The 19199-nt window shown below is 40.0% G+C and carries 18 protein-coding genes; 7 read left to right on the top strand and 11 right to left on the bottom strand.

Annotated elements, in window-relative coordinates; genetic code table 11:
- Nucleotides 1-101 precede the first annotated feature (101 nt).
- The 6 genes from MKY27_RS02230 to MKY27_RS02205 form a co-directional block, all read right to left on the bottom strand.
- Nucleotides 102-1289, bottom strand: a complete 1188-nt coding sequence (locus MKY27_RS02230; RefSeq protein ID WP_339175017.1) for an MFS transporter — start codon at nucleotides 1287-1289, stop codon at nucleotides 102-104.
- A complete protein-coding gene (locus MKY27_RS02225; RefSeq protein ID WP_339175016.1) occupies nucleotides 1286-1702 on the bottom strand; it encodes a winged helix DNA-binding protein in 417 nt (138 codons plus the stop codon). The genes MKY27_RS02230 and MKY27_RS02225 overlap by 4 nt, the downstream gene beginning before the upstream one ends.
- Nucleotides 1703-1932: 230 nt before the next feature.
- Nucleotides 1933-2748, bottom strand: coding sequence for an undecaprenyl-diphosphate phosphatase (locus MKY27_RS02220; RefSeq protein WP_339175015.1), 816 nt, complete (start codon nucleotides 2746-2748; stop codon nucleotides 1933-1935).
- Between the two features lie 49 nt (nucleotides 2749-2797).
- On the bottom strand, nucleotides 2798-4990 hold the full coding sequence (locus tag MKY27_RS02215; protein ID WP_339197392.1) for a UvrD-helicase domain-containing protein: 2193 nt from the start codon (nucleotides 4988-4990) through the stop codon (nucleotides 2798-2800).
- Between the two features lie 280 nt (nucleotides 4991-5270).
- A complete protein-coding gene (locus MKY27_RS02210) occupies nucleotides 5271-5825 on the bottom strand; it encodes an NADPH-dependent FMN reductase (RefSeq protein ID WP_339175013.1) in 555 nt (184 codons plus the stop codon).
- Between the two features lie 164 nt (nucleotides 5826-5989).
- The gene (locus MKY27_RS02205) at nucleotides 5990-6790 is read right to left on the bottom strand and encodes an NAD(P)H-binding protein (RefSeq protein WP_339197390.1); all 801 of its coding nucleotides are present in this window, start codon (nucleotides 6788-6790) and stop codon (nucleotides 5990-5992) included.
- 111 nt (nucleotides 6791-6901) lie between these two features.
- On the opposite strand from MKY27_RS02205, the gene MKY27_RS02200 reads away from it, so the two are divergent.
- From MKY27_RS02200 to MKY27_RS02180, 5 genes are all read left to right on the top strand, one after another.
- Nucleotides 6902-7936 (top strand): CMP-N-acetylneuraminic acid synthetase, encoded by a 1035-nt coding sequence (locus MKY27_RS02200; protein ID WP_339197387.1) that lies wholly within the window; start codon nucleotides 6902-6904, stop codon nucleotides 7934-7936.
- Nucleotides 7937-8028: 92 nt separating this feature from the next.
- Nucleotides 8029-8214, top strand: a complete 186-nt coding sequence (locus MKY27_RS02195; RefSeq protein ID WP_251689967.1) for an SE1832 family protein — start codon at nucleotides 8029-8031, stop codon at nucleotides 8212-8214.
- A 225-nt stretch (nucleotides 8215-8439) separates the two neighbouring features.
- Nucleotides 8440-10020, top strand: a complete 1581-nt coding sequence (locus MKY27_RS02190) for an ABC-F family ATP-binding cassette domain-containing protein (RefSeq protein ID WP_339175008.1) — start codon at nucleotides 8440-8442, stop codon at nucleotides 10018-10020.
- 576 nt (nucleotides 10021-10596) lie between these two features.
- Nucleotides 10597-10998: a transcriptional regulator SpxA gene (gene spxA, locus MKY27_RS02185; protein ID WP_008404676.1), complete on the top strand. Its 402-nt coding sequence runs from the start codon at nucleotides 10597-10599 to the stop codon at nucleotides 10996-10998.
- A gap of 24 nt (nucleotides 10999-11022) precedes the next feature.
- Nucleotides 11023-11448: a MarR family transcriptional regulator gene (locus MKY27_RS02180; RefSeq protein ID WP_339197384.1), complete on the top strand. Its 426-nt coding sequence runs from the start codon at nucleotides 11023-11025 to the stop codon at nucleotides 11446-11448.
- Between the two features lie 231 nt (nucleotides 11449-11679).
- Here MKY27_RS02180 and MKY27_RS02175 read toward each other — a convergent pair whose 3' ends face one another.
- The 3 genes from MKY27_RS02175 to MKY27_RS02165 form a co-directional block, all read right to left on the bottom strand.
- Nucleotides 11680-12225 carry an RNA polymerase sigma factor gene (locus tag MKY27_RS02175; RefSeq protein WP_251689971.1) on the bottom strand — a complete coding sequence of 182 codons (546 nt, stop codon included), beginning with the start codon at nucleotides 12223-12225 and terminating at the stop codon, nucleotides 11680-11682.
- 212 nt (nucleotides 12226-12437) lie between these two features.
- Nucleotides 12438-13955, bottom strand: coding sequence for an aminotransferase class V-fold PLP-dependent enzyme (locus MKY27_RS02170; RefSeq protein ID WP_339197382.1), 1518 nt, complete (start codon nucleotides 13953-13955; stop codon nucleotides 12438-12440).
- Nucleotides 13942-14496 carry a glycerol-3-phosphate acyltransferase gene (locus MKY27_RS02165; protein WP_339197379.1) on the bottom strand — a complete coding sequence of 185 codons (555 nt, stop codon included), beginning with the start codon at nucleotides 14494-14496 and terminating at the stop codon, nucleotides 13942-13944. The genes MKY27_RS02170 and MKY27_RS02165 overlap by 14 nt, the downstream gene beginning before the upstream one ends.
- A 207-nt stretch (nucleotides 14497-14703) precedes the next feature.
- Here MKY27_RS02165 and MKY27_RS02160 point away from each other — a divergent pair, with 207 nt between their 5' ends.
- Both MKY27_RS02160 and MKY27_RS02155 read left to right on the top strand, forming a co-directional pair.
- The gene (locus MKY27_RS02160) at nucleotides 14704-15105 is read left to right on the top strand and encodes a histidine kinase (RefSeq protein WP_339197377.1); all 402 of its coding nucleotides are present in this window, start codon (nucleotides 14704-14706) and stop codon (nucleotides 15103-15105) included.
- Between the two features lie 70 nt (nucleotides 15106-15175).
- On the top strand, nucleotides 15176-16558 hold the full coding sequence (locus MKY27_RS02155) for a dipeptidase (protein WP_339197375.1): 1383 nt from the start codon (nucleotides 15176-15178) through the stop codon (nucleotides 16556-16558).
- Between the two features lie 472 nt (nucleotides 16559-17030).
- Here the strand turns inward: MKY27_RS02155 and cyoE are convergent, their stop codons facing one another.
- Together cyoE and MKY27_RS02145 are read right to left on the bottom strand one after the other, a co-directional pair.
- Nucleotides 17031-17927 carry a heme o synthase gene (gene cyoE / locus MKY27_RS02150; RefSeq protein WP_339174998.1) on the bottom strand — a complete coding sequence of 299 codons (897 nt, stop codon included), beginning with the start codon at nucleotides 17925-17927 and terminating at the stop codon, nucleotides 17031-17033.
- A gap of 168 nt (nucleotides 17928-18095) precedes the next feature.
- Nucleotides 18096-19121 carry an AbrB family transcriptional regulator gene (locus tag MKY27_RS02145; protein ID WP_339197372.1) on the bottom strand — a complete coding sequence of 342 codons (1026 nt, stop codon included), beginning with the start codon at nucleotides 19119-19121 and terminating at the stop codon, nucleotides 18096-18098.
- Nucleotides 19122-19199 lie beyond the last annotated feature (78 nt).

Raw genomic sequence — 19199 nt, 5'->3', positions numbered from 1 at the left:
CTGAATAAACAATAAGCATGTACCTTTTAAGAAGATACATGCTTATTGTTAGTAAGTTTCTGACATGAAGCTGTCAATTTGACTAATTACCTTGACAGAACCTATGCAATTTTCCGTTTTCTCGCTACTAATATATAGTAAAGCGGAATACAGATAAGAATGAGCGGAATCATCGATACGAATATTGTGCGGTATGTTGTATAAGGTTCAATCATACCTAAAATAAATGGCCCGACACCTAACCCTAAATCATATAAAATGAAGTATGTTGATGTTGCTAAGCCGAACCGATGCGGCTCCGTCACTTTAACAGCAATCGTTTGCGCAATGGAATTAAAGTTCCCGTAACCAAAGCCAATCAGGACAGCTGCAAGTAACAGCATCCAGCCTGCTGATGCCTGACTGAACAGCAGCATACCAATTGCAAAAACGATAAGACATGGATAAACAATAATATTTGGACCGCGCACATCCATCATTTTCCCGGTAATCGGACGGGAAATAACGACAATCCCCGCATAAGCTAAGAAAAAGTAGCTTGCCGCTTCCACTAAATTGATTTCTCGTGCATAAAACGTAATGAATGTCATAACTCCCGAGTATGCAAAGCCGATTAATAAGGCAATAAATGAAATAGGAAGCGCTTTTGGTTCGATGAATTTTTCAAGGAATGAAAGCTTCTCAGGCTCACTTCCGTTTTGTTTATTTGGTTGTGGTAAAGAAATTTTAACAAAGAAATAAGCGACCAGTAAAATAAGTGAAAGGGCCGTGTTCATATAGAAAATGACATCAAAGCCGTTTTCAAGCTTCAGCATGAACATGCCGACAAACGGACCGATTGCTGTTGCCAAAATGGCACTTAAACTAAAGTATCCAATTCCTTCCCCTTTACGTGATGCCGGTAATATCATAGCAACAATCGTACCTGTCGCTGTTCCGACTGTTCCGACCGCAACCCCTTGCAATAAGCGGACGATCAATAAATAAACAACGCCCCATTCCATTAAATAAAGTGTTGTAGATACGAAAAATACGATAAGACCAATTAAAAGCATCTTCTGTGGACCAATATTACTGATGAGACGCCCTGCTCCTAATCGGCCGATCAATGACCCGATAATAAAAATACTTGAAACAAGTCCTGCAATACTTGTTGAAACTTGATACGTTTCTACCGCATAACTTGAAATGGTCACCATTAGCAGGAAGAATATTAAGATCGCTATAAAGTTAATGATTGATACAATGATAAAATCCTTCGTCCAGATTGGTTCTTTTACTTCACTCATTCTAGCCCTTCTTTCAATATTTTCTCCATATCAGACAAGGCTTTTTCGAAAAGCTCCTGTTGTTCGTCTGACAGGTTGTTTAATAGCTGATTTTGTAGAAATTTAATTTCCGGGGAAATATTTTCATACAATCTTTCTCCTTTTTCCGTCAAACTTATATATTTTTCCCTTCTGTCATTGCCTTGTTTCATTTGAATAATCTCCAGTTTCGTCAATGTCTTAACATTTGCAGAAACAGTCGGCTTCTCAACATCCCAATATTTCGCGATCTGACTCATTGTTGCCAGATCTTCATTCGCCAAATATTGCATTAGAGACCAGTTGGCATTGGACAGTTCATGCACTGCCAGTATATTAGTCAGACGCTGCATATAGCGTTTATGAAAACGGTGCAATTGTAAAAAGAAAGTCATAATTAAATTACCTCCCTATTTCATCCAAAATGGTTAGTTAACCTAACTAATTAAATAGAAATTTGCTCTATTTGTCAATATTTTTTTACAATCTAATTTGAATTTTAAAGGAAACAGGAGTGCTTAATCGCTTGAGAACGCTTATAAATCAGGTTATGCACCGACTCGAAAAAACAAAACAAAAAAACACGCTTCATAGTCTTCAAGACTACAAGCGTGCTTAATCTGTTCTAATAGAATATTAATAATAAAATACCAACTAAAAAGCAGTAATACGTGAAGTAATGCAGCTTTCCGTTTTTCATAATACCCATGAACCATCGCATGGCGAAATATGTCATAAATAATGTCGCAAGGAATGTGACTGTATACGGAATGGCTAAATCCGCTTTGTTTGGCTCATCCAGGAAGTCTGTAAACCCTAATACAACACCGCCTAGACTAACCGGAATATACAGCATGAATGAGAAACGCAGTGCCGTTTCCTGTTTCATTCCGACAGCGATAGATGAAATAATTGTTGCACCTGATCGGCTAATTCCCGGTGTTAATGCAGCTGCCTGCCCAAAACCTACTAATAGGGCATCTTTTGCCGATAAATCGCCATCACGTTTTGTTCCGCGCAGATTACGGATTAACCATAGTGCAATCCCTGTCACAAACAGCATAATCGCGATTGTCGTCATGCTTACATTATCCGCAATAACATCACTCAGCAGTACACCTAAAACCCCTGCCGGAATCGAGCCGATAATGATGTAAAGTGCAAAATTAAAGTCCGTACGGTAACGACGATTGCGTGTTTTAATAAACATTAAAAATCCTGTAATTAACCGTATAATATCTTCTCGGTAAATAAACATAATCGCAATCAGTGAAGCTGTATTTGTCAAAATCGCGAATGTGAAGCCCTGTTCTCCCATTCCTAGAAGTTCACTGACAATCATGACATGCCCACTTGACGACACCGGAATCGGTTCCGTTAATCCTTGAACAATACCGATAATAAAATGCTTTAAAACTAAAATTAAATCAAAATTTTCCATTTGTATCTCCTAAAAAAGTAGTCCTTTTCTGTTAGACGTAAAAAACCGCCTAAATGTTCACTTCTTTACGATAATACTGTTCACCGATGTGTGCAAGCGCTTTTGGCAATGTTCCGTCCGTTACTAAAAATAATTGACGTGTCGCACGTGAAGCAATTGTATACAGTAAATACGCATCCATCTCTTCCCTGTATACATTGGCATTCGCATCTGCTACTAGAACTGTTGTAAACTCAAAACCTTTCGCCATATAGCCTGGCATGATGAGCAGCCCCTTCATATATACCTTCTGCTCTTCAGTAACGAGCTGGAGCTGGGGAAGAAGCGGTTTTAATTCCTTGTACAATTGTTCGGATGCCAGCTTATTTTTGCATAAAATGACGAAGCTTTCCTCTTCTTTATAATGCGTATTAACAAGCTGGATAAGGGTTTCGCGCACTGCATTTGTTTCAATAATTTGCGGCTTATCCCCTGATACACCAAGCGATTCTGTTGTTGTATTATTTAAAATTGCGCTCATAAAATCGGTAATTTCATTTGTCGAACGATACGATTTGTTTAGTTCGACTGCTTTGAAGTGCTTGGACAATGGACCTGCAAGCGAGTCCTTCATTTGCGGATGCACGACCTGGTTTTTATCCCCGAGCAATGTGTAATGCGCTTTCGGGTGCATCGCTTTAATCACCAACAGCTGCAAATACGAATAGTCCTGGATTTCATCAATGACAATATGTTTGATCGTATTATCCGTATATAAGCCTTTTACAACAGCTTGCATATACATGATGGGTGCCAAATCTTCGTAATATAATATGCGTTGTTTCAGTGTTTCAGTCGTTGCTGCCTGAATCATTTGCGTTTTTAAATTATCGTTTTGATAAGTTAACGAATGCACATACATTTTGTTTAAATTGACAAACCCTAGTTGATGAATCGCACTTTCAAGTTTGCCGTACCTTTTTTGCAGCTTCTCATTTGCCTGCTGCTCGATTTCCTTATCTGTCCCGATATACGTATTGATCGACCTTAATTCCTTCATCAATACTTTGCGGTCTTTTGCTTTTTCCTGCTCTATCTTTTCCAGCAGTACTGTACGAATTTTTTTCAGACGAAAATCAATATCCAGTGCGCCGAACTTATCATAAAACAGATCCGTCAATTTTTTGGCGGAAACGAACAGCTTTCCTTCGACCTTTAAATTATAAAACGGCATGCCGCTCTTCTTGAGACTTTCAATATATTTAAGCAATTGCTTTACGTAGGCATGTGAACCTTTAAATGCATAGTGCTCACGTTCTTCCTTACTCGCCTTTTGAAGTCGTTCAATATTTTCGTAGCTCGTTTCTGCTTTATAATAAGACAATTTTAAATCGCGCAGTAAACGGTAGTACGTCGTATGCTGTACATTATCCTCACCAAGTTCCGGCAATACGTTCGAAATGTAGTCATTGAACAAGTCAGACGGTGAAATGAGCAGAATACTACGTGCATTCATTGTTTGGCGGTACTCATACAGCAAATACGCAATTCGCTGCATCGCAACAGAGGTTTTCCCGCTTCCAGGCGGTCCGAGTACGATTAAATTATCTTTATTTGAAGAACGGATGACGATGTTCTGGTCGCTCTGGATTGTTGCGACAATCGATTTCATCTTTTCTTTTGCGGTATCCGACAGCAGGCTTTGGAGCACTTCATCACCAACATAAATATCGGCATCCAGTACTTGCAACAGCTCGTCATACTTTACTTTATACTGGCGGCGGCCTTGAATCGTAACCGGAATATATTCTCCGTCCGGAATTTGATAGCGTGATTTCCCGACTTTATTTTCATAAAAGAGGCTTGAAATCGGTGCGCGCCAGTCGTAAATCAGCACATCATCCGTTTTTGGTTCGCGGAATGTCGATAAACCAATATATAAATGTTCCCGTTCGCCTTCTTCATTTTCAATTGAAATACGCCCGAAATACGGACTTTTATATAAAATTTGCATTTTGCTTAATTGTTCGCTGGCATTCAGATACTCACGTTCGCGCAATTGCATTGTTTGCAGCATTTGCGAAAACTGGATGGCACTTTCCCCTGAAACATCGTTAAATTCCGAAGAAGCTTGTGAGCGTTCCTCAACAATGTCGCCTTTTTGCTTTTTTAAATGATTGGACTGTATCTTTATTTGTTGTTTGAGAAGAGCGCTGATTTCTTTTAAATGTGTCTCTTCCTGTTGCCATATCGTTTGTTCCATCTATCGGTTCGCCTCCAAATGCTCCGGAAGTAAAATCTTCACTTTGACATAAGTATTCATGGTACTCCAAAATGTCGGTGGATTCAAATGAAATTATTTGTGATTCCTCATCATTACAAATTTTTACAGTACCATTATAGCATCTTCCTAACTTTAAATTATGATGAATAAAGAAATATATTATACGCGAGTAAATATTCATGAACTTTTTGAGGAGAAATATGAAGGGTCTGCTGAAGAAAAAAAGAAGCTTCCATCGATTAATGGAGGCTCCTCATAGCTATTGCATATCAACTGCTTGTTTTGATAATGTTTTTGTCATTTCACAATATTGAACGAATACGCGTGCAAGTTCACGCAGTCGGTTGTGTACATCTTCATCGATAATTTTATTTTCCTTATCAAAGTGATCTGCGTGTGTGTATACATAGTTTGGTGTAACTAGGCATCGGAAGTAATCAAGAATCGGACGTAATTGGGTTTCCAGTACTAAATGATGCTGGTATGTTCCGCCATTACCGATCATAGCAGCCGGCTTGTAACGTAACGCTTTTGGTGGAATCATATCAAAGGCATTTTTCAGTACGCCTGGGATCGATGCCTGGAAAATTGGTGATGCGAAAATGTAAGCATCCGCTTCTTCAAATTTTTGAATCATGTTTTTCATATCATCATTTAACGGGCTGCCGTCTAGTATTTGATGCTGTAATTTGGAGAAGTATAAAATCTCTAATTCTAGCGAAGGGTTGAAAGCTTGAATATATTGTTGAACCTGTTCCAAAAGAACTCCGGTTTTACGACCAAAGATGGTTCCATCGACAAGTAATATTTTCATAAATGTTCCTCCATGTAAATCATTGTACTCATATTGTATCAGAATAACATTGCTTTTTAATAGGTAGTTGCTTAGTAAAGTTCAATTTCAGTCTTTCGTCTTACATCGTGATTTCAGTGGAAATTAGCGTGATTTCAAAATACAACATGAGGATGGTTTCAACCTTATTCCCCCCGCTCATCATTTATCCGTCGTCCCTCTTTATCCTCACGATTTACTGGCGGCAATGGATCATCATTATATTTATCCCAGTTAAAGGTCACTTCTTCATCTGATAAAGCTTCTTCCTTTTCGATTGTAGGCATCTGCATTTCCAGCAGCTCATCGGATAAGTAAACTGCCACTTTTTGCTCTTTCCCGTACAGTGCAATAACTTTCATTGCCAAAGCTATTTGCGTTGCAGGTATGGAATGCAGTTTTTTCAGCGGTCCTACTAAAACCGGGTTAAGTACCTTTAAAACTTTATCGCCTATTGTTTCTCCTAGACGGAATTCTGGGCGATCCCCTGTAATGAGTGATGGACGAACGATTGATAGACGAGGAAAATCCATTTTAATGAGCTCTGCCTCCAATTTACCCTTTACCTTACTATAATAAGCAAGTGCCTTTTCATTTGCTCCCATTGCGGAAATGACAATGAAATGACCGACTCCCCGATTTTTTGCGATTGCTGCAATCGTCAGCGGATACTCAAAATCAACCTTTTCAAACTGCTGCTTTGATCCTGCTTTTTTCATTGTCGTACCTAAACAACAAAAGACCTCATGAGCAAATTCAATATCCTTGTCGGCAATCTGATCGAATTCACACAGCTTTACAACTAGTTTCGGGTGCTTAAAATCAAGCGGCCTTCTCGAAATGACATTGACTGCAGCATACTCCTCACTCTCGCATAATAACTTCACAAGCGAAGAACCGACCAATCCTGTTGCACCTACGACCAACGCTGAGCGCATCGTTTTCATATGTTTCCTCTTTTCTTTATTTTGATGTATGTATATGTAGAAAACTCTCTCATTCATAATTTCGGCAATCCCACCATATTTTATAGAGATAGTGGAAAGGATGGGATTTACGTGCAAAAAAGAAAAATTATATGGATTATCGAGCATTGTGAGATTAAAGGAACATATCCTTTTGAGCGTGCAGTAACTTTGGCAAATCTGTTGCAGGATGAAGAGGTCGTTCTCTTTGTGAAAACTGCAAACGAACAGCTTCTTGATAAATTGGCCCAAACTGGCTTAAATATTGTAAAGTTTGAACGTTTTTCCGAGCTTCAAAAGAAAATCCGTGAATTAGAGCCTCATTTAATCATCCATGAAGGTAAAGATACCCAAGTCGAACAAATTGAAACGATTAAACCTTTTTGCCCGACGATTGTTCATTTCGATGATTTTGGCAATGGTGTACAGCTTAGTGACTGTCATATCGTTGCGTTGTTCGGAGAATCCCATGAAGAACCGCATACACACGAACTTGCCGGCAGCTATGCATTTGCCGTACCGCCAAATTTAGAAAAAGTCGCATACCAAATCCTTGAAAAACCCGATAGCTCGATTAAAGATTCACTTCCGCATATTGTTGTCGCATTTGAAGATGGGGATAGCAACAATCTGACTTACCGCACTTTACGCCACTTAACCCAGCTACAAATCCCGTTAAAAGTTTCAGTTGCGATTGACGATGACTATCATCATGACATCGATAGTCTAAAAATGATGGCATTAAGCCGAAAAAATACCGTCATCGTCCAAAAATCCGATGCCCTGCTCGAGCTGATGCCGCAAGCAGATTTGATTATTTGCAATGCCAACTATACACCGTATAAAGTGGCAGCTGCCGGTATTCCTTGTATTACAACGGCACAGCAGGATAATGAACTGAACTATGCATTCACGCGCGAAATGAACGGATTTATCCATATCGGATTAGGCCGAAAAATGAAGCAGTCCATTATTCAAAATGCCGTAATGGAGCTCTTGCTTCATGAACAGCGCCGCGAACGAGCTGTCCGCAAGCAGCGCGGCCTTGAAATTCTGACAAACAATGAAATTCTGAAAAACCTGCTGCTCGATTTAGCTTATGCGCGTCACAATATGGCCCATATTTAACTTAAAAAATTAGGCTTTCCCCATCACATAAATGTATGCATTATGTTACAATATGAAAAGATTAATTTCCGAAACTAAAGGAGTAATTAATGATGCAAACAAAAGACCAGCTTCAGCAGGAAATCGCCGAATTAAAGAATGATTACATCAATCTTCAAGGCGATATGGAAAAGCTTGAATCACTTGGCCATGCAGACTCAGTAAAACAAGCGCTCGCACGCCTTGAAAATATGGAAGCACGGCTAGCAGAACTAAACAAACAGCTCGCAGCACTTTAATGTTGCGGGTTTTTTAATGGATAAATTTTTTTATAAAGAAGAATCTAGTTGATTGTGTAGGTGGCGACGCCTGAGACTACAGGGGAACAAAAGCTAAGTACGCCACGTCCTGTGGCAACGCTTTTGTGACCGACTTCATGTCGGCCTCACGCCCCCAGAAAGCGTCCGCCTAAACGGAAATCAACGTTATTAGCAGGAAACACTAAAACACTCGGAGGATTATATATGGCAATATTAACTGTTGAAAATTTAGGGCATTCATTTGGTGACCGTACGTTATTTAAAGAAGTTTCATTCCGTCTTGTTGAAGGCGATCATATCGGACTTGTAGGTGCAAACGGTGTTGGGAAATCGACATTGATGAGCATTATTACAGGACAGGCAATTCACGATGAAGGAAAAGTGGAATGGCTGCCTGGTACACATTACGGTTATTTAGACCAGCATACGGTTTTAACTGCCGGCCGTTCTATGCGTGATGCATTACGTGATGCGTTTGCCCCTTTATATAAGAAGGAAGAGCGTTTAAATGAAATTTCAGTGGAATTGGGCGAGCCTGATGCAGATTACGACAGCCTACTGGAAGAAATGTCTGAAATCCAGGATGCACTTGATGCTGGTGATTTCTATAGTCTGGACATGAAAATCGATGAGATTGCCCGTGGTTTAGGGTTGGATGCGATTGGTCTGGAACGCGATGTTGCCGCATTATCCGGTGGTCAGCGTACAAAAGTTTTACTGGCTAAGCTTTTACTTGAAAAGCCGAAAGTATTATTGCTGGACGAGCCTACCAACTATCTAGATGAAGAACATGTTACTTGGCTGAAAAACTATTTGAAAAACTACCCGTATGCATTCCTTTTAATTTCGCATGATACGGAATTTATGAACAATGTTGTTGATGTAATTTTACATTTAGAATTTGCTAAAATGACGCGTTACACTGCGACATATGAGAAGTTTATCGAGCTTGCGGAAATCAATAAGCGCCAGCATATCGATGCATATGAAAAACAGCAGGAATTTATTAAGCAGCAGGAAGATTTCATTGCCCGCAACAAAGCACGCTACTCAACAAGCGGTCGTGCCAAATCACGTGCGAAGCAGCTGGATCGTATGGAGCGTATTGACCGCCCGGAAACAGCTGTAAAACCGGAGTTCAGCTTTAAAGAAGCACGTACACCTGGTCGTTACGTAGTGGAAGCGGAAAACTTGGTGATTGGCTATGATAAAGAAAAACCATTATTGCCGCCACTTACATTCCAAATCGAACGCGGTGAGAAAATTGCGTTAGTCGGCATGAATGGTGTCGGGAAATCGACTTTACTGAAAACAATGTTAGGCAAAGTTCAGCCATTGGACGGTAAAGTAATTTTAGGCGACTATTTGGAGCCATCTTACTTCGAACAGGAAGTAAAAGCAGGTAAAATCACACCGATTGATGATGTATGGAATGCGTTCCCTTCTATGGAACAAGCGCAAGTCCGTGCAGCATTGGCACGTGCCGGCCTGAAAACGGATCATATTACTCGTCCACTGAATTCACTTTCTGGTGGTGAGCAGGCAAAAGTACGTCTTTGCAAGCTGATGATGGATCAAACAAACTGGCTGATCTTTGACGAACCGACAAACCACTTGGACGTTGATGCAAAAGAAGAGCTGAAGCGTGCCATGAAAGAATTCAAAGGGACAATCGTTCTTGTATCACATGAGCCAGAATTCTATGAAGGTTTAGCGACGAAAGTATGGAACGTGCAAGACTGGTTTACGACTCGCGAAACGAAAGAATTAAACGAATTTAAATAGTTTTTAATCATGCAGTGTACTCTTTATTATAGAGTGCACTGTTTTTTTCATTAAGAAAAGACTTTAACTGGATAATTGTGTCAAATATTAGAAAAATAAGAATGTTAGTCAGAATTATTCGTCAATAAACAATCGCTTGGCAAGGACTTTTCATTATAGCTGACGAATATAGTAAAGGTTCGAGCGTTTAACCAGTCCAATATTCCCTGGATTCTTGAAAAACATTTTTAGAGTAGTAAGTTCTATTTAGAATATTTCTAGAATATATTAAAAAGTCGCGGTCTTTTAAAGCACTCCCACTACATATTAGAATCATTCCCTGTTCAAAACTAACCGCGCCCAGCAGTCCCCTTCTCTCTTCTAGTTTCTACTTTACAAAACTGTAATATTAAATTAGAAACTTTTTATAGTTTTATACGTATAATTTATTAGAAGAATGGGTAAACAGTAAAAGGGAAACATATAATAAACTTATTGCATTATAAATAGCTTACTGGTAAGATATTATTATAAGTAAATGTCTTACAACTAAGCTATCACCAAATTATTGATTATGGGAAAGCGAGGAAATTAATTATGACAGTAACAATCTATACACAATCGAGCTGTTCCTCATCACGAAAAGCATTGAAATGGCTAAACGAAAATAATATTACTTATACTGAAAAAAGAACAACTTCTCAATCTTTGACTTTAGCAGAGTTTAAACATATTTTAAGTATGACAGAAGATGGTACGGATGAAATTATTGCGACAAACTCGAATGATTTCAAAAACCTGGACATTGATATTGACCAGTTATCCATTCAAGAGTTGTACAACTTAATCCAGCAGCATCCTCGTATGTTGCGCAGCCCTATTTTACTTGATGAAAAACGCATTCAGATCGGCTATAACGAAATGGACATTCGTCGTTTCATCCCTCGTAAAGTGCGTGCATTTGAATTGAATGCCCTTCAGAAATTAGCCGTAGAATAGTGATAACATTTGGAGTTGACACTGATGAATGAGCATAAACGCGAGCAGTTAACCGAACTTTTTGAAAAGATGACATCGTTGGAACGCAAAATTGCTAATCAATGGAACAGTCAAAATCAGTTAGGCTTCTCGAAATCACATATTTTAATTTTGGCTTACTTGCATACAGATGGACCAAAGCGCCCTTCTGCCATTGCAGAAAAGCTGAAGGTGACGACAGGTGGCGTAACGGTTTTGACGACGAAGCTCATTAAAGCGGGACTCATTGAAAAAACCCAAAATGAAACGGATCGCCGCGCTTCGCAAATTCATATTACCGAAGCAGGAATCGAAGTGCTCGAAAGCTCTCGTCAGCAAGTAGACAATCTTTTTGAAAACCTGTTCGGTATGTTAACAGAAGATGAAATTAAAACTTTAACGGCAATATTTGATAAGTGTACGAAATTATAAGCACATGAGCATACGGCTGCTCATGTGTTTTTTATTTGGCTCGTGTTTAATTTTATTAGTCACTTTTCTACGGATATTAGTCAAACGCTCTTGGTTATTAGTCAAACTCTCTTAGTTTTTAGCCATTCCTTCCCTGATATTAGTCAATCCCAATAAGATATCAGCCACTTTCCATTCAAACACAAAAAAAGCTACGGCAACTTTCTGCCATAGCTTTCGTCCTAACTATTACTAAGCCAATACTGCTTCTGCGACACCATTGTCGGAAAGTAAAATTTCTTTTAAGCGTGCTTTTGCGCGGAACAGACGAGATTTCACTGTACCGATTGATACTTTCATCAGTTCGGAAATTTCGGCTAATGAGAATTGGTCCACATAGAAATACCATAGTGTTTTTTGGTAAATGCTATCAAGCTGACCCATTTTCTCTTGCACGATTTTTGTGATTTCTGTTTTTTCCACAAGTTCTTCCGTCGTAAAATCATTGTTGGGAACCAAATCTAAAATCGGTACGTCTAATTGTTCAGGTTGATTCATCATGTATTTACTGCGACGAACATTTTTGCGATAGCGGTCGCGGAATGTATTCATCGTAATTGTTGTAAGCCATGCTTTTACATGGTCTACTTTTGATACTGATTCTTCATAGCGTACAACCTTTACCCAAACTTCCTGCATTAAATCTTCTGCTTCGTTTTGATTGCGTGTAAGCTTTAAGCAAAGGTGGTAAATGTAGCGGTTGTATTCATCATAAATAGTCGTTAATAATTCATTCATTTGAAAGTCCTCCGATAGATTTTATATGAAGTGCGCCGTGGCATAATGACATCGTATGTGTATGTTAAATTCCCTTATGACCTTATTGTGCCAAATTAAACTATTACACTCTATCGGATTGGCTTTCAATTACCTTACAATGCTGTAAGATTGATCGTAATCATTTGAACGAAATAAATGTTTCTGCATTCCCCGCCTTCTCCTTATCCCCCCTACAATGTTTCCATTACATAAGTGAGCAATTCTTGTAATCTTTTAAAATCCTTATCGAAACTCGGCTGGATTGTGCTGATTTGAGCGATATTGCGTTCCTTTAAATACGCGCTGTCACCATGCAGTAAAAAGCCGTTTAATGCACATGTTGTTAGAATTTCAGCCATTTTCGGGTGTTCCCATGTTGCAATCATCGGATAAGTTGCTGTTACACCAAGCGCCGAATTTTTAATTGTTTCCATCCGCTTTTCCAATACTTCAAAGCGCTCCGGATACAACTTGAGTGCATCTCTGACAGCTTCCACAAAATAATGCGGCAATGTGAATGGAATTTGCTTCTCCATATAATACGGCAAATTCAAATACAGCGGCGCATCACTCGAAACCGGCTTTTCCTTACAAAAGATGAAAGCAAGCCCCGCCACCGTACCGAGCGACTTCCCGCTAACCGCTGTTGCATAATGAAGCCCCTGCATCGAAAACGGCACCGAACCAAACGAACTAATACAGTCCGCACATAGCTTTATATCGTATTTTTCCGCCAGCTCCACTAACGCGGCGAGCGGATTCAATGTACTGTTTGACGTTTCACCATGGACAAATACAATGTACCGATAACTATCCTTTTGTAAATGAGCTTCAATTTGCGCAATATCGAATGGATTCCCCCATCCAATATCAATCTTTTCAATATGTAGTCCCCACTGTTTCGCCTGTTTATGGAGGCGATGGCCGAATTCCCCGTTCACCAATACTAGTCCGGCTTCATGGGGAAATTCACTTTTCAGCTGGCCAAGCATCGCATCATTGGCAAGTGTCCCTGTACCGACAAGCGGTATGACGCAATTCGCCTTTGCAAGCTTACATAACTCGTTTTTCATCTCATCAAGCTCTTGCTGGAATTTTACGGAGCGGTGGGAAATCGTTGATGGTATAAGCGGCTTTTCCAATGCAACCGGTCCCGGGAAAAACACCATATTCTGTTCACGCAGACGCTCCCGGAAAACTGCACTGTCCTGCCGTGTTAAAACCATCGGCAAATAACGAGCTTCCTCTGTCCCGACAGCTGAAGCAAATTGTCTGAACCCCATTTGTGCATACATTTTTTCTTCACGAACTGTACCGGAAATGACACATGCCGTATATCCCGCATCATAAAAATAGCGGTAGATCGCTGTTGCAAGCTTCGTAAAAACACGCCCGTTGCGGTGAGCCTTTTTTACCGCGAGCAGACGGATTTCACATAAATATTCGCAAACTTCTGCGTCCAAATAGTTTTCTACATTCCCGATTTTACGGTCGATTGAAAATGGTCGTGTATCGCGGAATGCGACCATACCGACCATTTCCGTATTTTTATAAACGATTACATATACATTTTCATCATGAAATTTATCGATGAGACGACGCGACGGATTGTGTTCATGCTGGGGTATTTCCTCCACAAATGTTTCATAGTTTAATGCTGCAATTGCATCGAATTCTTCATCTGTTGCTGCAATTTTACTCCAGTACATTTGGTTTCACCCTTTCTGCAATGCTATGACGCTGTTTCCAAATAACGAGAACAAGTGCAATCGTTATGATAAATCCGGCTTCTATATATACACTCAGGACGAATCCGTACACGATGAATCCGCCTGTCATACTAAGTGTGGCACTTTTTGTGATGAGCAGACTCAATAAAAAGCCGGCTAAAAATACTAGCAGAAGCAGCGGAGAAAAAGCGACCATTGCTCCGATTACCGTTGCGACGCCTTTTCCGCCTTTTCCGCGATTCCAAAACGGGTACAGATGGCCAAGCACTACAGCGATGATCGCAAGTGCAATCGTCAGTTCAGGAAGCTCAAGCATACGCCCTGCTATTACTACAATTAGCCCTTTCAAGCCGTCCCCCACCGCCACGAGGATAAAAGCCCACTTTCCCAATGTACGTCCGGCATTGCGCGCCCCAAGATTGCCGCTATTCGCCTGTTGCAGGTCAATCCCTTTTATTTTTCCGATAACGACCGCAAAAAGGATCGTACCGAATAAATAACTTAGCAATAGATAGAACATCCTGATCACCCTTTTGGATTTATTATTTTTATCGTAGCGTATTTGAGCAGAAGTTGCACCGATTGCTTTCCATATTTATGTAAAAACACATTACATCTTTGCTTGACTTTAAGGTTAGTTACTCGTATTTACGAGAGCGCGCTTCCCTCTTTTTTCCGGAAATCATTTATACTAACTATGATCTATTCAAAATTGTTAGGAGTCTATATGAAAAATTTCGTAGCTTTTATCGGCTTTATTTTTATCGGTTTATTATTTTTAGCGATTATCGGTGTCGCGATTTCCGTGGAAGTAGGCATTTTACTGCTTTTCGGAATTGAATTTGAAGGTTGGGGCAACTTAATTGGGTTCATCCTAATCTATGGGATCATTGAATTTGCGCTTGTTATGTTATCCGATGTTCTGATTGAATCAAAAACAACTCAAAATCACCGGTTCCATAAATATTTTGCGCATTTACTCATCTCCTTCACCCTTTTAATGACCATTTCCCTTATGATGGAATCCATTTACCTGCCTATATATGGCGGCATTGTCTTTGCGATAGCAACGGCGACAATGTATTGGGTGTTTGATGCAGGCTCAAAAAAAGGAAAGACGGGAAGCTGATTTCCATTTGTTCTATGCTATAATTATTTCCATAACCGAAATATCGAAATAAAGGGAGGCACTCAACCATATGAGTCATTTAGAAAAATTAGATGCTTACTTCACAGAAAACCGTGAACGTCATTTAGCAGAGTTAAACGAATTTTTACGTATTCCTAGTATTTCCGCTTTATCTGAACATAAGGCAGATATGCTGTCAGCGGCAAACTGGCTTGCAGACCATTTAAAATCATTAAACATTGAAAACGTATCAGTAGATGAAACTGACGGTCATCCGGTTGTTTACGGAGAATGGCTTCATGCTGAAGGCAAACCGACAATTCTATTCTACGGTCATTATGATGTACAACCAGTGGATCCTCTAAACTTATGGGAAACACCTCCTTTCGAACCGGCCATCCGTGACAACAAACTGTTCGCACGTGGTTCTTCGGATGATAAAGGACAAGTGTTCATGCATTTAAAAATGATCGAAGCGTTATTCGCAACAGAAGGTACATTACCGGTTAACGTGAAATTCATTTATGAAGGTGAAGAGGAAATCGGCAGTCCGTCTCTTCCAAAGTATACAGAAGACAATAAAGATAAATTAGCGGCAGACTTGATCGTCATTTCCGATACAGGCCTTTACGCAAAAGGAAAACCGGCGGTATGCTACGGCTTACGTGGATTAACAGGTGTGCAAATTGATGTGCGCGGTGCAAAAGGTGACCTGCACTCCGGTCTTTATGGCGGCGGTGTTCAAAACGCGATCCATGCACTTGCAGAAATTTTAGCATCTTTCCGCGATGAGCACGGGACAATTCAAGTGGAAGGCTTCTATGATTCAGTACGTCCCCTATCTGAAGAAGAGCGTCAAGCTTACCGCGATTTAAATTTTGATGAAGATGCCTTAAAAGAAGAAGTCGGTGTCAAAGAATTATTCGGTGAAGCTGGCTATTCTTATTTGGAACAAACATGGGCACGTCCAACATTGGAAGTGAACGGCGTATTCGGCGGCTTCTCTGGTGAAGGCATTAAAACAGTATTACCTGCCGAAGCGGGTGCAAAAATTACATGTCGTTTAGTACCTGACCAAGACCCTGAGGAAATTGTTGCTTTATTGAAAGCACATATTGAAAAGCATAAACCAGCAGGTGTCGAAGTAAATATTTCTGAATTCGATAAAGGAAAACCTTATTTAACACCGTTTGACCACCCGGCAATTCAGGCGGCAGGTCGTTCATATGAAAAAGTGTATGAAGTACCGACTGCTTATACACGCGGTGGCGGGTCAATCCCGATTGTTGCAGCATTCGATGAAATTTTAGGCTTACCTGTTGTATTAATGGGCTTCGGTCTTTCAAGCGAAAACTTCCATGCTCCAAACGAACATTTCCACCTGGAAAACTTCGACCAAGGCCTACGCGTTCTTGGCGATTACATGCATGAAGTAGCATCAATTAAATTTTAATAATAAAGCTAAACAAAAAAACTCCAATGCCCACTACAGCATTGGAGTTTTTTGTAATCCGTACGTGACCATATAAAAAACAGGGGGGATTTATATGTTGTCGAAGTCCTGTACGAGATTTATGAGTAACATAGCATATCAATGAGTGAGCAAGTCTGCCTACCAAGCAACCCGCTCCACTTGATAAATCAATGATAGCACGTCTCCTTGCTTCAAAAAATACGAGGGATTCCATTGTCATATTATGCTCACATTTTATGTTCACAATTTCTCAACAAGCAGACATGTAATGATATTTTTTTGATATAGATTAGTTGATTTTTGATGATGTTTTTTATTTTATAAGAGAAAAATATTTTATATATGCGTTTTTTACTAAATAAAATGAGCAACCAATGCATGTATAAACTCTACATAAAAAAACTCATCCATTTCCTTTATAGAAAATGAATGAGTTTTAGTTGATACAGCCTTAAAGCACATTTAAAATCATGCCAACTGTTGCATAAATAAAGACTGTCCCAAATACAGCCATCATATGGAAAAGCGAGTAGCCGAACATAATATTCGCCCATTTCTTCTCTCCCTGCTTTTTGGATGCTGCAATACTCATGGAGAGCCAAATGACACCAAGGACAAGAGAAACAATTGTTAACCCTAAGCTAAGCGGTAAAAATAAAAAGCTCGATAAAATTAGCAGCACGAGATAAATATTCGACTGAATATATGTGCGCTGCTCCCCTTTTGCTACTGGTAGCATCGGGATATTAGCCGCGGCGTAATCTTCTTTTTTACGGATGGCAATGGCATAAAAATGCGGCATTTGCCAAATAACCATAATTAGAAACAGTGCCCACGCGGCCGGATGCCAAAGATCCGGAGCGACGGCTGCCCACCCAATAAGTGGTGGCATAGCACCTGAAATACTGCCAACTTCTGTATTCCAGATCGTACGGCGTTTTGTCCACATTGTGTAAGGGACAACATAGAAAAATACACCTAAAAACCCTAACAAAGCAGCTAACGGTGATGCTAAATAAAGCGCCGTACATCCTAGTATTAATAAAATCGTCGCAACAATTAGCACTAACTTCGCAGATAGTTCTCCAGTAACGGTTGGACGTGATTTAGTACGGGGCATAATTTGATCGATATCCCGGTCATATACGTTGTTATATGCACCTGCAGCAGCGATGACGGCCGCAGAACCAATAATTGCAAAAATAATAGCGGGAATATGTTCAACAAAATTTAATTCATACGTATACAGGGCGAGCATTAATGCCGCGATCATCGGAATTAAGTTTGATTTAATAATGCCGGTCTTCACAGCTTGCGCCCACAACTGACGATTCGATTGCGTTTGCATGTTCTTAATCCTACTTCCTCAATTAATCACTTTCTCTAGTATACCCTATTAGGGACACAAAGGGTTAGCATCCAGGCTTTTTTTCTCATCTTTCCACTTATAATGTCGTGATAATGCTGTCACAATTAATCGATTGAATACACGGCATATATTTAATGCAGCTGCATATTAATTTTGTTGAACAGTCTCTCCCCGATCCCGGTAAACCCATTTAATAATAGGCAGTATACATAGGAAAATAAATAATAGACGAAACAGCTGGAATACTGTCACAACGGAAATATCTGCTTTTACCGCAGCAGCCAACAGACCCATTTGATCAAGCCCACCTGGTGCTGTACTTAAAAAGCTTGTCGCAAAACTTAAATCTAAAAACCGGGCGATAAGCAAACTTGTGCCGTATGTGAGAATAATCATCGCAACAGTACTGGTCACTCCGCCGATTAAAACTTTCAATGGCAAACGCAATGTTTCCGGTTTTAATAATAGCCCGATATAGGCACCGATTAGTATTTGCGCAATATGAAGCACATCACTCGGCATTGTCGGCGCTTCAATTCCAAAGAATTTTAAACCGATGACAATGATGATTGGCGTTAAAAAGTGTGCAACAGGCAGCTTTAATTTTCTGCCAAGTGGCACGGCAATAGCGGCAAGCAAAATGACCAGAACGACTTGCCAAACATCCCATGTCAACGGAATACTCGCTCCCCCAACAACATGACCGGAAACTAAAAACGGAATAAGCAGAACGACACCCAATACTCGGACGATATGAAAATACGTGACCGCTGTTAAATGGACATCCCCTTCTTCTTCTGCAAACAATACAAGCTGAGACAATCCGCCCGGTACATTGGCAGCAACGGCCGTTTTAAATGTAAGTCCCGTTGACTTGGCAATGATCCATGCAATCCCTAAACAAAACGCAAATAATAGAATATTGACGATGACCATAAAGAACAGCAGTGATTTGAAATCGGAAAATAGTGCGAAATCAAATTGTTGACCAATCGCAACACCGACGATGACAAGCCCGGTATTTCGCAAAACTGCTGGCCATCTGAGCCGGTCTTTGATGAAAAATTGTGCGATTAATACCGAAAAGATAGGACCGATCAGCCATGGAATCGGCAATGAAAGTGCGGAGAATAGAAGTGCTCCAATAAGTGCAATTACGAATACAAGAAGCATAACTCCTCCCCTTTTCTTTTGATGAATACGTCCATTTTAACTTAAATTATTTCGTAATGCGAATAACTAAAAATACCT

The sequence above is a fragment of the Solibacillus sp. FSL R5-0449 genome (assembly GCF_037975215.1).
In the GTDB taxonomy this organism is placed as follows: domain Bacteria; phylum Bacillota; class Bacilli; order Bacillales_A; family Planococcaceae; genus Solibacillus.
This window is presented reverse-complemented; position numbering and strand designations above follow the sequence as displayed.

Excerpts from the sequence above, each read along its gene's own strand:
- MKY27_RS02230 (WP_339175017.1), bottom strand. The coding sequence starts at position 1,289 with ATGAGTGAAGTAAAAGAACCAATCTGGACGAAGGATTTTATCATTGTA.
- MKY27_RS02225 (WP_339175016.1), bottom strand. The coding sequence starts at position 1,702 with ATGACTTTCTTTTTACAATTGCACCGTTTTCATAAACGCTATATGCAG.
- MKY27_RS02220 (WP_339175015.1), bottom strand. The coding sequence starts at position 2,748 with ATGGAAAATTTTGATTTAATTTTAGTTTTAAAGCATTTTATTATCGGT.
- MKY27_RS02215 (WP_339197392.1), bottom strand. The coding sequence starts at position 4,990 with ATGGAACAAACGATATGGCAACAGGAAGAGACACATTTAAAAGAAATC.
- MKY27_RS02210 (WP_339175013.1), bottom strand. The coding sequence starts at position 5,825 with ATGAAAATATTACTTGTCGATGGAACCATCTTTGGTCGTAAAACCGGA.
- MKY27_RS02205 (WP_339197390.1), bottom strand. The coding sequence starts at position 6,790 with ATGAAAACGATGCGCTCAGCGTTGGTCGTAGGTGCAACAGGATTGGTC.
- MKY27_RS02195 (WP_251689967.1), top strand. The coding sequence starts at position 8,029 with ATGCAAACAAAAGACCAGCTTCAGCAGGAAATCGCCGAATTAAAGAAT.
- MKY27_RS02190 (WP_339175008.1), top strand. The coding sequence starts at position 8,440 with ATGGCAATATTAACTGTTGAAAATTTAGGGCATTCATTTGGTGACCGT.
- spxA (WP_008404676.1), top strand. The coding sequence starts at position 10,597 with ATGACAGTAACAATCTATACACAATCGAGCTGTTCCTCATCACGAAAA.
- MKY27_RS02180 (WP_339197384.1), top strand. The coding sequence starts at position 11,023 with ATGAATGAGCATAAACGCGAGCAGTTAACCGAACTTTTTGAAAAGATG.
- MKY27_RS02175 (WP_251689971.1), bottom strand. The coding sequence starts at position 12,225 with ATGAATGAATTATTAACGACTATTTATGATGAATACAACCGCTACATT.
- MKY27_RS02170 (WP_339197382.1), bottom strand. The coding sequence starts at position 13,955 with ATGTACTGGAGTAAAATTGCAGCAACAGATGAAGAATTCGATGCAATT.
- MKY27_RS02165 (WP_339197379.1), bottom strand. The coding sequence starts at position 14,496 with ATGTTCTATCTATTGCTAAGTTATTTATTCGGTACGATCCTTTTTGCG.
- MKY27_RS02160 (WP_339197377.1), top strand. The coding sequence starts at position 14,704 with ATGAAAAATTTCGTAGCTTTTATCGGCTTTATTTTTATCGGTTTATTA.
- MKY27_RS02155 (WP_339197375.1), top strand. The coding sequence starts at position 15,176 with ATGAGTCATTTAGAAAAATTAGATGCTTACTTCACAGAAAACCGTGAA.
- cyoE (WP_339174998.1), bottom strand. The coding sequence starts at position 17,927 with ATGCAAACGCAATCGAATCGTCAGTTGTGGGCGCAAGCTGTGAAGACC.
- MKY27_RS02145 (WP_339197372.1), bottom strand. The coding sequence starts at position 19,121 with ATGCTTCTTGTATTCGTAATTGCACTTATTGGAGCACTTCTATTCTCC.